Origin of the sequence: Paenibacillus glufosinatiresistens (assembly GCF_031470375.1) — a bacterium.
Lineage (GTDB): Bacteria > Bacillota > Bacilli > Paenibacillales > Paenibacillaceae > Paenibacillus_AQ > Paenibacillus_AQ glufosinatiresistens.
Genome location: NZ_JAVFHT010000007.1, coordinates 102,027 through 114,689 on the forward strand (window position 1 = coordinate 102,027; position 12,663 = coordinate 114,689).

Consider the following 12,663-nt stretch of genomic DNA (forward strand, 5'->3'; position numbering starts at 1 on the left):
ACCTTGAGGGTTTTTGAGGTCGAAAAGGACAGGAGGTTGTCGATATTACTACCCAGAACTCGACTATTATTGCGTTCGATCAAGTCGTCAAGCGCTATGAGGATGATGAGGAGCCGGTACTCAAGAGTGTCAGCTTCGAGATTGAGCGGGGCAAGTTCTATACGCTGCTGGGCCCGTCGGGCTGCGGCAAAACGACCATTCTCCGGCTGATCGCCGGGTTTGCCGAGCCTACAAGCGGAACCATTACACTGGATGGCAAGGTCATCAACCAGGTGCCGCCCAACGAACGCCAGGTCAACACCGTATTCCAGGACTACGCGCTTTTTCCGCATCTGAATGTCTTCGAGAATGTGGCCTTTGGCCTGCGGATCAAGAAGATGAAGAAGGCGGAGATCGAGCGGAAGGTTCAGGAAGCGCTTCGCTTCGTCAATCTGTCGGGCTACGAGGGACGCGCCATTACCGAAATGTCGGGCGGCCAGCGCCAGCGCGTCGCCATCGCCCGGGCCATTGTCAACGAGCCGCAGGTGCTGCTGCTGGACGAGCCGCTGTCGGCACTGGACCTTAAGCTGCGCACCGAAATGCAGTATGTTCTGCGGGAAATGCAACAGCGGCTGGGCATTACCTTTATCTTCGTCACGCACGACCAGGAGGAAGCCCTGGCGATGTCGGACTGGATCTTCGTCATGAACAAGGGCGTCATTGAGCAGAGCGGAACGCCCAACGATATTTACGACGAACCGATCAACCGGTTCGTGGCCGATTTTATCGGAGAATCGAATATTGTGCCTGCGGTGATGATCGAAGATTATCTCGTGGAGTTCAACGGACGCCGGTTCGAATGCGTCGATGCCGGCCTGCGCCCGAATGAAGCCGTGGAGATTGTCATCCGGCCCGAGGACCTGGAGATTACGACGGTTGCCCAGGGCAAGCTGCGGGTGCGGGTGGATACCCAGCTGTTCCGCGGCGTACACTATGAGATCAGCTGTTACGATGAATCGGGCCACGAGTGGCTCGTCCATTCCACGAAGAAGGCGGAGGTAGGGGGCGAAATCGGCCTCTACTTCGATCCCGAGGCGATCCATGTCATGAGATTCGGCGAAACGGAGGAAGAGTTCGACCGTCGGCTGGAGGCGTACAGCGAGGGGGACGGACATGAAGGCTAAGAAGAGCGGCCTGTACCTGTTCCCGTATTATCTCTGGATTCTGCTGTTCGTCATCGCGCCGGTGCTGCTGATTGTGTATTATTCGCTGTTTGACCTCAGCGGGAAGCTGACGCTGGACAATTATGTCCGCTTCTTCACGCCCGTGTATCTGAAAATGGCGCTCGGCTCCTTCTGGTATGCCTTTCTGGTCACGCTCTTCTCGCTGCTGGTCGCTTACCCGGCCGCCTATCTCCTGACCCGGACGAAGCACAAGCAGCTGTGGCTGCTGCTCATTATTCTGCCGACCTGGATCAATCTGCTGTTGAAGACCTATGCCTTCATCGGCATCTTCGGCACCTACGGTCCGATCAACAGCCTGCTCGACCTGGTCGGGATCGGAGAGAAGCAGCTGCTGTTCACGAGCTCAAGCTTCGTGTTCGTGTCGGTGTATATCTTCATTCCGTTCATGATTCTGCCGATCTTCAGCAGTCTGGAAGACCTCAGTCCGACGCTGCTCCAGGCTTCGCGGGATCTCGGGGCCTCGGGCTGGACCACCTTCCGCCGGGTCGTCTTCCCGCTGACCACCGCGGGTGTGCGCTCGGGGTGCATGGCGGTATTCATTCCGGCGCTGTCGCTGTTCATGATTACCCGCCTCATCGCCGGCAACCGGGTCATTACGCTCGGCACGGCGATCGAGCAGCATTTTCTCGTCACTCAGGACTGGGGCATGGGCTCCACGGTGGCGGTATTCCTGATCGCGGTCATGGCGCTGGTGATGGGATTGGCCGGCGGGGCGCGGAAAGGAGTGCGGCATGGAAAATAAAAACCGCTATTTCAATCTGTACCTGGTGCTGGTGTTCGCCGTGCTGTACGCGCCGATCCTGTACCTGATGTACTATTCCTTCAACAGCGGAGGCACGATGCACCGCTTCGAGGGCTTCACGCTCGATTACTACCGGGAAGTGGCCGAGGACAAACGTCTGCTGATTATCCTCATTAATACGCTGGTCATTGCGCTGCTGTCTTCGGCCGCCGCAACGATTGTGGCGATCGCCGGGGCGCTGGCGATTCACCGCATCCGCAGCCGCCGGGCCAAGAATGCGCTGCTGTCGCTCAACAATGTGCTGATCGTCAGTCCCGATGTCATTATCGGGGCGTCGTTCCTGATCCTGTTCACCATTGTCGGCGTCAAGCTCGGGTTCGCTTCCGTGCTGCTGTCGCATATCGCCTTCGGCATTCCGATTGCGGTCCTGATGATTCTGCCGCATCTGGAGGATATGAGCCCGACGCTGACCGACGCCGCCCGGGACCTGGGCGCGACGAAGCGCGACGTGCTGACCAAGGTGATTCTGCCGGTTATCCGGCCCGGCATCTTCAGCGGCTTCTTCATGGCGCTGACGTATTCGCTCGATGATTTCGCGGTCACGTTCTTCGTAACGGGCAACGGCTATTCCACCTTGTCGGTGGAGATCTACTCGCGGGCCCGCCAAGGCGTATCGCTGTCGATCAACGCGCTGTCCACGCTGATCTTCCTTGTGACGCTGGCGCTCGTGGTCGGCTACTACATCCTGACCCGCCGCAGAGCCCGGAAGCCGGGAACGGCGATTGCCGAGCCGGTGGCGGAAGCGGGGGTGCCAAGATGAAGAGACTTGCGAATGCGTTCATCGCTGTGCTCGTCGTTGCCTTCGGCCTGATGTATCTCGCTTCCTGGATGAACAAGAGCGAGGGCTACTCCGGCGGCAACACGCTGACGATCTACAACTGGGGCGACTATATCGACCCCGATCTGCTGAAGCAGTTCCAGAAGGAGACGGGCATTACGGTGATCTATCAGACGTTCGACTCCAATGAAGCGATGCTGACCAAGATCGAGCAGGGGGGCACGAACTTCGATGTGGTGGTTCCCTCCGACTATGCCATTGCCAAAATGCGCGAAGAGAAGCTGCTGGAGCCGCTGGACAAGTCCCGGCTGCCGAATCTGTCGCATATCGACTCCCGGTTCATGAACCTCAGCTTCGATCCGGAGAACAAGTACTCCATTCCGTATTTCTGGGGAACGGTAGGCATAGTCTACAATCCGAAGCTGACGCACGGACTGGACTTCAAGAGCTGGGACGACCTGTGGGACCCGCGCCTGAAGGATGACATTCTGCTGCTGGACGGGGCGCGGGAAGTCATGGGCATGTCGCTGAACAGTCTTCATTACTCGCTCAACGATACGAACGAGGCGCATCTCCAGCAGGCGCTGGCCAAGCTCAACCGGCTCTCGCCGAACGTGAAGGCGATTGTCGGCGACGAGATCAAGATGCTGATGGCCGGCGAAGAGGCGGCGGTCGGACTGGTCTGGTCCGGCGATGCTTCCGAGATTCTGGACGAGAACGACAAGCTCGACTATGTGGTGCCGGAGGAAGGCTCGAACGTCTGGGCGGACAATCTGGTGATTCCGGCAAGCGCAGCGAACAAGGACGGGGCCTACAAATTTATTGATTTTATGCTCCGTCCCGATGTCGCGGCCAAGAATGCGGAGTATGTCGGCTACTCGACGCCCAACAAGGATGCGCTGGCGCTGCTGCCGGAGGAGATCTCGGGCGACACCCGGTTCTACCCGCCGGCCGAGGTCACCGACAAGCTGGAAGTCTACAACAATCTCGGCAAGCCGATGCTGGCACACTATAACGAGCTGTTCCTGCGCTTCAAAATGAACGACCAGTAGAACGGCCAATAGAACGGCCACGAGAAAAGGCCGAATCAGCAGAACAGCCCCCGCGCGAGCCTCGAAGGATCGCGAGCAGGGGCTGTTGGCGTATGGACGAGTCAGCGCTGCCGGTTAGGGGGAAGAACTCCCCGGACGGGCTTACGAGGGTGTAATTCCGAGCCGGAGGCGGTAGGGGAACAGAATCTCCAGCGTCTGTCCGGCAAAATGCCGCTCTACCCGTTCCCGGTAAGCGGCAATTTCGTCCTCCAGGCCGCTTGCTTCCAGCTTCAGCGCCTGCTGGACACCGCCCTGGCTGAGCGTCAGGCCGACATAGCGTTCGGCGTCGCAGCGCTCCAGGTGATGGAAGACGACTTCGCGGACGAAGGCGAAGTGTCCGCTTGCTTCCATGCGGCTGAGATGGCCGTCCTTGTTCCATTTCACGGCCCGCTGCTCCTGGGGCGCGTGCGCCGCGTTCCAGGCATCCGCAGAGCCGATCAGATGCCGGTATGCCGTCTCGACCGAAGGTGTCAGCACCGGCGGCCAGTCGCAGTCATAGGCGGCGAAGAGGCCGCCGGGCGCGAGCACCCGCGCGGCTTCCCGCAGGGTGCCGGACGGCTCCATCCAATGAAACGACTGCGAGCAGGTCACGATGTCGGCGCATCCGTCCGGCAGGCCGAGCCGGTTGGAATAGCCCGGAACAAATTCGATATTGGCCGGCGAGCCGATCGCCGCGCGCTTGGCGAGAGCGATACGGCGCATGCCGTCGCCCGGCTCCACGCCGAGGATGCGGTCCGCCGCATCCAGCCAGGGAAAGGCGGACAGGCCGGTGCCGCAGCCGAGATCCACGACCAGGCCGGGCCGCCGGCCCAGGTAGTCCGTCAGGAGCCGGATCACAAGCGGCGGAGCTTCCGGACGGTGCCGGTCATACAGCTCCTGGAAGCCGCTGAACCGGTCGATATGGGCGGAGCGGTTGCCTTCCGGTATCATAGCCATAGCTTCTTCCTCCTTGAATAGCCGAATACCGGTATTGTATCCGTTAACGGCGGCCGGTTCCAGCGGGCGACTATAGGCTTGATGTCCGGGAAGGGCCTGGATTCTGCCTGAATAACCCGGGCAGGGGACCCGGAGGGAGGGCAAAGACCGGGTATATCCCGCTGCGGCCTGTAGCCCGGGCGGCAGACACAGGATTTTCCTGGAATGCAGGAATGCGGCTCTCCCATCCCGAAGAGATTAATCCGGGAGGGGATAATTTCCAATGGGCAATCAGGAACTGGGCATGAGCCCGAGCTATGTGATCGGCGGTCTTCCAGGCTACACACCGGAGGTCGGACGGCTGATCTCGATGATGAATTATGCGCGTTATACGACGCTTAGTGCGGTTCAGGGACTGAGCGTGAGCGAGCTGGACGAACTGCTGGACGAGAAGAGCAACTCGATCGGTGCGCTGCTGATGCATTTTGCCGCGGTGGATCATATCTACCGGGTGGAGACGTTCGAGGAACGGGAGATGACGGAAGAAGAAACGGCGTTCTGGCAGCCCGCCCTGAATCTGGGCGACGAGGGCCGCACCGTCATCAAGGGGCATCCGCTGGAGTATTACCTGAAGCTGCTGGAGGAGACGCGCGAGCGGACGCTGGAGGCGTTCCGGAAGGTGGACGATGAGTGGCTGTTCCGGGAAGAGCCGTTCTGGGACGGACAGCCGGCCAACCGGTATTTCATGTGGTTCCATGTCTTCGAGGACGAGATCAACCACCGGGGACAGATCCGGCTTCAGCGCAAACGTCTCGGCCGGGCGATGGTCTAGGCGAAGCGGCGGCCGGACGGAGAATACACCGCTGGAGCTAGGAATCAGAGAAGCGGAATGAGATTCACACCAAAGACCCGGCGTCTCCATGGCGCCGGGTCTTTGGTAGGATCAGATTGGACGGTAGGGGAAGCAAAGAGACGGGGGCTTGCAAGCGCGTAAGCGCCTGCCGGAGCGAAGGCCCGGCAGATGCCTGCGAGGACCTGCGCCGTCCTACCCGCGCAGCAGCGCCGGATCGAACGCCGGCACCAGCCCTTCGGCGGCCGCCCGTTCCAGCAGCGAGGAGACGGCGGCATAGCCGTCCTCGCCGAGATTCATGGTGAACGCGTTGACATAGAGGTCGATATGGCTCTTCGCGACCTGCGGCGACAGCTCCTGGGCATGCTCCAGCACATACCCGCGCGTTCCCTCCGGGTTGGCCCAGGCCATCCGCAGCGACTCGCGGACCCAGCCGGCCAGCGCTTCGGCGTCCAGATCGCGCCGGGCGATAATCGCTCCCAGCGGAATCGGCAGTCCGGTGTCTTCTTCCCACCAGGCTCCAAGATCGGTCATCAGCTCCAGCCCGTAATCGGGATAGGTGAAACGCGCTTCATGGATGACGAGTCCGGCATCGACGCTGCCGCTCCGGACCGCAGGCATAATCTCGTGGAACGGCAGCACCACAATATTCAGCCCGCCTGCGGGAACATGCTGCGCCGCCCACAGCCGCATGAGCAGATAGGCGGTCGAGCGCTCGCTCGGCACGGCGACCGTCCGGCCGCTCAGCGACTCCGGCCGCTTCGCGGCGGGATGGCCGCCCCGCGTAAGGAGCAGCGGGCCGCAGCCCCGCCCGAGCGCGCCGCCGCAGGGCAGCAGCCGGTAGCGGTCCAGCGCCCAGGGAAGGGCGGCGTAGGAGATTTTGAGCACCTCGGGTCCTTCGCCGGCGGCGGCGAGCCCGTTCGTAATATCGATATCGGCATACGTAACGTGAAGCTCCGGCGCTCCCGGCACCAGGCCGTGCGCCCAGGCATGAAAGACGAACGTGTCGTTGGGACAAGGGGAATAAGCAATATTCATAGCGGTACCTCCGATAGTAGAGTCGCGGCGGCGGCGAGCGCGTCCAGCGCCTCGCCGATCCGCCAGGCGTCCCGGTCGCGGGGACCGACCGGGTTCGAGATGGCGCGGAGCTCCAGCACCGGGAGCCCCGCAGCCAGGGCGGCTGCCGCGACGCCGCAGCCTTCCATGGCTTCCGCCGCCGCGCCGGGCACGCGGGCGGCCAGGGCGTCGGCGGCCGCGGCGGAGCCGGTCGCCGTCGACACCGTGAGCACGGGTCCTGTGCTCACGGCAAGCCCCGCCGCCGCCAGCGCGGCGGCGAGCGCCCCGGCCCGCTCCGCGTCGGCCGGGTACACCGTGCGGCCGTAGCCGAGCTCGGCCGCGCTGCGGAATCCTTCGGGCGTCTCCGACCCGAAGTCCGCATGCACCAGCTCGCTGGCAACGACCAGCGAGCCTACCGGCGCGCGGCCGGGGAAGCCGCCCGCGATGCCGGCGCTCAGCACGCAGCCGTAAGCGCCGGAAGCAAGCCGGGCGGCGGTGGCCGCCGCCGCGGCCGCCGGTCCGGCTCCGGCGGCCAGCAGATCGTACCGGCCGGCGTAAGGGCCGGTCAGCCCCCGGCGCAGCGCGTCAGCCTCGGCCTGAACGGCCGTGACGATCAGCACGCGCGCCGGAGCGGTTGAGGGTGTACGGTTCAAGGGCAGCGCCTCCTAGGCGAGAGGGGAATAAACATCATAAAATCTAGAATACGCCCTTTGCCGGACCCGGTCAATTTGAAGGAAGAGCTTCGCCGGCAGCCCGGTCCGGCGGACCGGAGCCGGGTGCTGCCGTGGAATTGAAGGGGGACGGATGGTACAATGGAGCGACCACCAAGTAGAAAGCGGGATGGCAATGAAGAAATCTGCAAGCCGTCCGGCCCGGATCGGCTTCTTGGATTCGGGCGTGGGCGGACTGACCGTGCTGCAGGAAGCGCTGAAGCTGATGCCGGACGAGGATTATCTCTTCTACGCCGATACGGGGCACGTCCCCTACGGCGAGAAGACGAAGGAAGAAGTGCGGGGCTATGTGCTCGAAGCCGCCGATTATATTGCCGGACAGGGCGTGAAGGCGCTGGTCGTGGCCTGCAATACGGCGACCAGCATCGCGGTGGATGAGCTGCGCCGCCGGTATGATTTTCCGGTGCTGGGGATCGAGCCTGCCGTGAAGCCGGCGGTTCTCCGGGAGGAGGGCTCTCGCCGGAAGGTGCTGGTGCTGGCGACGGCGCTGACGCTGCGGGAAGAGAAGTACCACCGGCTGGTCGAGACAGTAGATCCCGGAGAGCGGGTAGACAGCCTGGCGCTTCCGGGGCTGGTCCGTCTGGCCGAGAATTTCGAATTCGGCGAGGAGCGGGTGACAGCCTACCTGCGGGAAGCGTTTGAAGGCGTGAACTGCGAGGCTTACGGAACCGTGGTGCTGGGATGCACGCATTTTCCGTATTTTCAGCAGGTTCTGCAGCGCTGGTTCGGGCCCGGCGTGGCCCTGATCTCGGGCGGGCCGGGAACGGCCCGGAACCTGCGGCGCATTCTGGAATCCGCCGGACGGAGGCATGAAGGAACGGGCCGGATCGACTTCGGCGCATCAGGAAGGGACGCGGAGGGAAGCCGGAACTTCGGCGATTGGCTGGATCGGCTGAACCGGATTCGCTGAACCGAACTCGCTCAAACGGATTCGCTGAACCGGAACCGTTGAATAGGGAACAATCGGCCCGGAGCGGTTGACAAGCGGACATAACGGGTATATATTTATCTTAAATTAAAGATAATTAAAAAACAGCAATTCGGAGGTGAGAAAATGAACAGCTATAGACGACGGATCAGGCCCGCAGGAGCGGTATGGGCCCCCGATGAGGGCCGGACAGCCGGAAGTGCCGCCGGCGGCGGGAACCGGAGCGGGCGGCTCGGGCAGTCCGGGCAATCGGAGGAGAACGCCGGAGGCGCAGAGCCGGGCAGAGACGTAAGCGGCGCAGACTTGCTCGGGTTGCTGGCGGCAGACAGCGAAGCGGTATCGCTCAAGTTGTTCGTAGTTCTCTCGAAGGCCTACCGGACGCTGATGGACGAAGCGGTCCGGGATATGAAGCGGCACGGCCTCGCCTCCGCCGAGTTCATGATACTGGAAGTGCTGTACCACCGGACCCGGATTCCGCTTCAGCAGATCGGCGACAAGGTGCTTATAACAAGCGGCAGTATTACGTACAATATCGATAAGCTGGAGAAGCGCGGTCTGCTGAAGCGCATTCCGAGCGCGGATGACCGCCGGGTAACCTATGCCGAGATTACCGGAGCGGGCCGGGAGCTGTTCGACGATATCTTCCCGAAGCATGCGTCCAAGCTGCACGGCATGATGAAAGGACTGTCGGCGGAGGAGAAACAGACGGCGACGGAGCTGTTGAAGAAGCTGGGCAGGGGCGCCCTGTCCTAGCCGGATGGAAGAAGGATTTCGGAACAGAAGGAAGCCCTGGCAAGCTTCGGACGCCGGGGCGGCCCGGCGGCTGAGGGCAGACTCTTTTGGCTAAATATCTTGAAGTAAAGATTATTAAATTAAAAGGAGTGTTAACGATGAAAACTCTTCACACGGCAGGCATTCACCATATTACCGCTTTTGTCTCAGACGCGCAGCGCAACGTGGATTTCTACGCCGGCATTCTCGGCCTGCGGCTGGTTAAACGGACGATCAATTTTGACGCCCCCGAGGTGTATCACCTGTACTTCGGCAATGAATCCGGGGCGCCAGGCACCGTCATTACGTTCTTCCCTTTCAAGGAAGGGCGCAAGGGGCGGATCGGCGCCGGCCAGGTCGGGATCACGACCTACGTGATTCCGCCGGGTTCCATGGACTTCTGGGAGAACCGGCTGGAAGGTTACAGCATCGCGGCGGAGCATGTCGAGCGGATCGGGGAAAAATACCTGGCCTTCTCCGACTTCGACGGCCTGCGCATTGAACTGGTGGAACGGGCAGAGGGCCCGTCCAGCGGCTGGTCGTTCGGCGGCGTTCCGCCGGAACACGCGGTGAAGGGCTTCGGCGGCGCGGTGCTGTACAGCGCGGCGCCGGCCGCCACAGCCGCTGCGCTTGAGCACACGCTGGGACTGGAGCGGATCGCCGAAGGAGACGGCTATGTCCGCTTCCGGGGCAGCGGCGATCTGGGGAACGTCATCGACGTCAAGCAGGCAGCGCCGCCTCTCGGCCACGGCGGTTCGGGCACTGTGCACCATATCGCCTGGCGCGCCAAGGACGACGCCGAGCAGCTCGCCTGGAGCGACTGGATGCTGGAACGGGGCTTCCAGCCGACGCCGGTTCAGGACCGGCAGTACTTCAATGCCATCTACTTCCGCGAAGACGGCGGCATTCTGTTCGAGATTGCGACCGACCCGCCGGGCTTCGCCCGTGATGAGGAAGCAGACCGGCTGGGCGAGAAGCTGATGCTGCCGTCCTGGTACGAGCCGCACCGCGCCGCGATAGAGGCCGGACTTGAGCCTTTTGTCGTCCGGGAAGTGGAGGCGGGCCGGAGATGATTCATATTTACAAGCCGGGCGGCGATTCCGCCCGTCCCGTCCTTGCGCTGCTGCACGGAACCGGCGGCAATGAGCTTGATCTGCTCCCCCTCGGCGAACGGCTCTCGCCGGGTTCGGCGCTCCTGGGCATCCGGGGGAATGTGCTGGAGAACGGGATGCCCCGGTTCTTCCGGCGGCTCGCCGAAGGCGTCTTCGACGAGGAGGACCTGACCGCGCGCACCCATGAGTTGAGGGCGTTTCTGGATGAGGCGGCGCGGGAGTACGGCTTCGACCGCTCCCGGGTCGTGGCGGTAGGATACTCCAACGGCGCGAACATCGCCGCCAGCCTGCTTCAGCATTACAGGGGCGTCTTCGCCGGGGCCGTGCTGCTGCACCCGATGGTGCCGCTGCGCGGCCGCGAATGGGCACCCCAGCCCGGAACGCCGGTGTTCATCGGTGCGGGAACGAACGACCCGATTGTCCCTGGCGGGGAGACAGCCGAGCTTCAGGGTCTGCTGGAAGCAGCCGGCGCTCAGGTGGCGGTCCACTGGAGCAGCCAGGGCCACCGGCTGAACGCCGCAGAGGCCGAGGCGGCGCGGGAGTGGCTGGGGCGGTTGAGCTACAAGCGGTAAGAAGGATAACGCTATTCTGGCGCCTCTTCTGGAATCGTGCTCTTCTGGAATGGTGTAGGGGAGTGCGGTAAGTAACGTGTACGCATTTGTTCGTGATTGGACGGCTAGTACGGGCATTGGACGGCTAGTACAGGTGTTGCCTCGCCAAGCTGCTGATCCGGTTCATGTGTGCGATGAAAGCAGCATCTTATCGAAGGCGGCGGACCCAGATGACCTTATCGGCTCCAAAAAAGCAAATATTCGGCACTAACGGACCCGGATGACCTTATTTCTTTATTCTTGGCTTGATTTCAAGGCTTTATTGCAGAATAAGGTCTCTGGTGTCCGCATTCTGGTCATAACAAACGCTTGCGGACAAAATAGAGTCTCTGAGGTCCGTTTGGTTCGGAGGATTCAGGATTCAGAAGGCCTAGCCCAACGAAGGACTCCTTCAATCCCCGAAGAATAATTCAGCGTTGAGTCCCCCTCCCGAATGGGAGTAGGATAGAAGGATAACGAAACGGCCTTTTGTCGTAATGGAAAGGAACTGAATCTGCCTCTATGTCTACTGCCAACGAATCTCTAGAGAATCAGGGGGCGGCGCTGAGCAAGCGCCGCCGGCTGCAGCTCGCCGTTGTTCTCGGCGCGCTAAGCACGATCGGCCCCTTGTCGATCGACATGTACCTGCCCGCGCTGCCGGATCTGGCCGCTGGCTTTCATGCTTCGGCGTCCTCCGCGCAGCTCAGTCTGAGCTGCTTCCTGGTAGGCCTGGCTGCCGGACAGCTTGTGTCCGGGCCCTTGAGCGATGTCTACGGCCGCCGGCGTCCGCTGCTGATCGGGATGATGCTCTATACGTTGGCATCGCTGCTCTGCGCCTTCAGCCCCACGATCGGCGCCCTCGCTGCGCTGCGGCTTGTGCAGGGCCTTGCCGGATCGGTCGGCGTCGTGATCTCCCGGGCGGCTGTCCGCGATCTGTACAGCGGAAGCGAGCTGACCAAATTCTTCACGCTGCTGATGATCGTCAACGGCGTCGGGCCGATCGCTGCGCCGGTCATCGGCGGGCAGCTGCTGCGGGTGACGGACTGGAAGGGTGTCTTCCTGACCCTGTTCGCCGCCGGGCTGCTGTTCTGCCTGATGATCGTCTTCCGTCTGCCCGAGACGCTCCCGCCGGAGCGGCGGCATTCCGGCGGGCTCGCCGGGACGGTCCGCACGTTCGGTACGCTGCTGCGCAACCGGATGTTCATGGGATTTGTGCTGACCCAGAGCTTCGTGACGGCGGCAATGTTCGCCTATATCTCGGGCTCCTCCTTTGTGCTTCAGGAGCTGTACGGGGTCAGCGCCCAGACCTACAGTCTGATCTTTGCCATGAACGGACTGGGGATCATCCTATTCGGCCAGGTCGGCGGGCGGCTGGCGCCGCGTCTGGGCGAGCGGCGGATTCTGGAATTCAGCCTTGCGCTCAGTCTGGGCGGCGCGCTGCTTCTCCTGGGAGCAGTGCTGCTGGACGGGCCGCTGCCGCTGGTGCTGGCCGGTCTGTTCGCGGTGGTGGGCAGCGTCGGTCCGGTCGGGACGGCGACCTTCTCGCTGGCGATGCAGGATCAAGGCGAGACCGCAGGCAGCGCCTCGGCGCTGCTCGGCCTGCTGCCCCTGCTGATGGGAAGCGGCGTAGCTCCGCTGGTCGGTCTTGGAGGCGGAGGCACTGCCCTGCCGATGGCAGCGGTTATCACCGGCGTGTCTCTGCTGGCGCTTGCGGCCTACCGGCTGACGGCCAGAGGTCTGCGCTCCTGAGAACTCCGGCCAGCTCCTGCTGGCCGGTTTTTCTCCATTGCCAGGGGACCAACTTTCAGCCGGCGTT

13 protein-coding genes are annotated in these 12,663 nt (G+C 62.5%); 10 read left to right on the forward strand and 3 right to left on the reverse strand.

Annotated features, from left to right (window positions below; translation table 11 throughout):
• The first annotated feature begins 44 nt into the window (after positions 1-44).
• Genes RBI05_RS10220 through RBI05_RS10235 form a run of 4 tightly spaced genes read left to right on the forward strand, consistent with a single transcriptional unit; the run spans position 45 to position 3,855 of the window.
• Positions 45-1,163, forward strand: coding sequence for an ABC transporter ATP-binding protein (locus tag RBI05_RS10220; protein ID WP_150457504.1), 1,119 nt, complete (start codon positions 45-47; stop codon positions 1,161-1,163).
• Positions 1,153-1,965, forward strand: coding sequence for an ABC transporter permease (locus RBI05_RS10225; RefSeq protein ID WP_150457503.1), 813 nt, complete (start codon positions 1,153-1,155; stop codon positions 1,963-1,965). Before RBI05_RS10220 ends, RBI05_RS10225 begins: the two co-directional genes overlap by 11 nt.
• Positions 1,955-2,785: an ABC transporter permease gene (locus RBI05_RS10230; RefSeq protein ID WP_310551018.1), complete on the forward strand. Its 831-nt coding sequence runs from the start codon at positions 1,955-1,957 to the stop codon at positions 2,783-2,785. The genes RBI05_RS10225 and RBI05_RS10230 overlap by 11 nt, the downstream gene beginning before the upstream one ends.
• Positions 2,782-3,855, forward strand: coding sequence for an ABC transporter substrate-binding protein (locus RBI05_RS10235; RefSeq protein WP_150457501.1), 1,074 nt, complete (start codon positions 2,782-2,784; stop codon positions 3,853-3,855). The genes RBI05_RS10230 and RBI05_RS10235 overlap by 4 nt, the downstream gene beginning before the upstream one ends.
• A gap of 141 nt (positions 3,856-3,996) precedes the next feature.
• On the opposite strand, the gene RBI05_RS10240 is transcribed toward RBI05_RS10235, so the two are convergent.
• Entirely contained in the window at positions 3,997-4,824 is an 828-nt protein-coding gene (locus RBI05_RS10240; RefSeq protein ID WP_310551081.1) for a class I SAM-dependent methyltransferase, read from the reverse strand.
• A 268-nt stretch (positions 4,825-5,092) separates the two neighbouring features.
• On the opposite strand from RBI05_RS10240, the gene RBI05_RS10245 reads away from it, so the two are divergent.
• Positions 5,093-5,641: a DinB family protein gene (locus RBI05_RS10245; protein ID WP_408638321.1), complete on the forward strand. Its 549-nt coding sequence runs from the start codon at positions 5,093-5,095 to the stop codon at positions 5,639-5,641.
• 213 nt (positions 5,642-5,854) lie between these two features.
• Here RBI05_RS10245 and RBI05_RS10250 read toward each other — a convergent pair whose 3' ends face one another.
• Both RBI05_RS10250 and RBI05_RS10255 read right to left on the reverse strand, forming a co-directional pair.
• Positions 5,855-6,697: a 1,4-dihydroxy-6-naphthoate synthase gene (locus RBI05_RS10250; RefSeq protein ID WP_310551019.1), complete on the reverse strand. Its 843-nt coding sequence runs from the start codon at positions 6,695-6,697 to the stop codon at positions 5,855-5,857.
• Positions 6,694-7,368, reverse strand: coding sequence for a futalosine hydrolase (locus RBI05_RS10255; RefSeq protein ID WP_310551020.1), 675 nt, complete (start codon positions 7,366-7,368; stop codon positions 6,694-6,696). The genes RBI05_RS10250 and RBI05_RS10255 overlap by 4 nt, the downstream gene beginning before the upstream one ends.
• Before the next feature lie 193 nt (positions 7,369-7,561).
• Between RBI05_RS10255 and murI the strand changes: the two genes are divergently transcribed.
• From murI to RBI05_RS10280, 5 genes are all read left to right on the forward strand, one after another.
• A complete protein-coding gene (gene murI / locus RBI05_RS10260; RefSeq protein ID WP_310551021.1) occupies positions 7,562-8,356 on the forward strand; it encodes a glutamate racemase in 795 nt (264 codons plus the stop codon).
• Between the two features lie 333 nt (positions 8,357-8,689).
• Entirely contained in the window at positions 8,690-9,127 is a 438-nt protein-coding gene (locus RBI05_RS10265; RefSeq protein WP_408638323.1) for a MarR family winged helix-turn-helix transcriptional regulator, read from the forward strand.
• A gap of 137 nt (positions 9,128-9,264) precedes the next feature.
• Complete coding sequence (locus RBI05_RS10270) at positions 9,265-10,218, forward strand: ring-cleaving dioxygenase (protein WP_310551022.1); 954 nt, start codon at positions 9,265-9,267, stop codon at positions 10,216-10,218.
• Complete coding sequence (locus RBI05_RS10275) at positions 10,215-10,829, forward strand: alpha/beta hydrolase (RefSeq protein WP_310551023.1); 615 nt, start codon at positions 10,215-10,217, stop codon at positions 10,827-10,829. The genes RBI05_RS10270 and RBI05_RS10275 overlap by 4 nt, the downstream gene beginning before the upstream one ends.
• Positions 10,830-11,369: 540 nt before the next feature.
• Complete coding sequence (locus RBI05_RS10280) at positions 11,370-12,596, forward strand: multidrug effflux MFS transporter (RefSeq protein ID WP_310551024.1); 1,227 nt, start codon at positions 11,370-11,372, stop codon at positions 12,594-12,596.
• The last annotated feature ends 67 nt before the right edge of the window (positions 12,597-12,663 follow it).

What these genes read in the sequence shown, in the direction of transcription:
- RBI05_RS10225 (WP_150457503.1), top strand. Translation starts at nt 1,153, where the DNA reads ATGAAGGCTAAGAAGAGCGGCCTGTACCTGTTCCCGTATTATCTCTGG.
- RBI05_RS10230 (WP_310551018.1), top strand. Translation starts at nt 1,955, where the DNA reads ATGGAAAATAAAAACCGCTATTTCAATCTGTACCTGGTGCTGGTGTTC.
- RBI05_RS10235 (WP_150457501.1), top strand. Translation starts at nt 2,782, where the DNA reads ATGAAGAGACTTGCGAATGCGTTCATCGCTGTGCTCGTCGTTGCCTTC.
- RBI05_RS10240 (WP_310551081.1), bottom strand. Translation starts at nt 4,824, where the DNA reads ATGATACCGGAAGGCAACCGCTCCGCCCATATCGACCGGTTCAGCGGC.
- RBI05_RS10245 (WP_408638321.1), top strand. Translation starts at nt 5,093, where the DNA reads ATGGGCAATCAGGAACTGGGCATGAGCCCGAGCTATGTGATCGGCGGT.
- RBI05_RS10250 (WP_310551019.1), bottom strand. Translation starts at nt 6,697, where the DNA reads ATGAATATTGCTTATTCCCCTTGTCCCAACGACACGTTCGTCTTTCAT.
- murI (WP_310551021.1), top strand. Translation starts at nt 7,562, where the DNA reads ATGAAGAAATCTGCAAGCCGTCCGGCCCGGATCGGCTTCTTGGATTCG.
- RBI05_RS10270 (WP_310551022.1), top strand. Translation starts at nt 9,265, where the DNA reads ATGAAAACTCTTCACACGGCAGGCATTCACCATATTACCGCTTTTGTC.
- RBI05_RS10275 (WP_310551023.1), top strand. Translation starts at nt 10,215, where the DNA reads ATGATTCATATTTACAAGCCGGGCGGCGATTCCGCCCGTCCCGTCCTT.
- RBI05_RS10280 (WP_310551024.1), top strand. Translation starts at nt 11,370, where the DNA reads ATGTCTACTGCCAACGAATCTCTAGAGAATCAGGGGGCGGCGCTGAGC.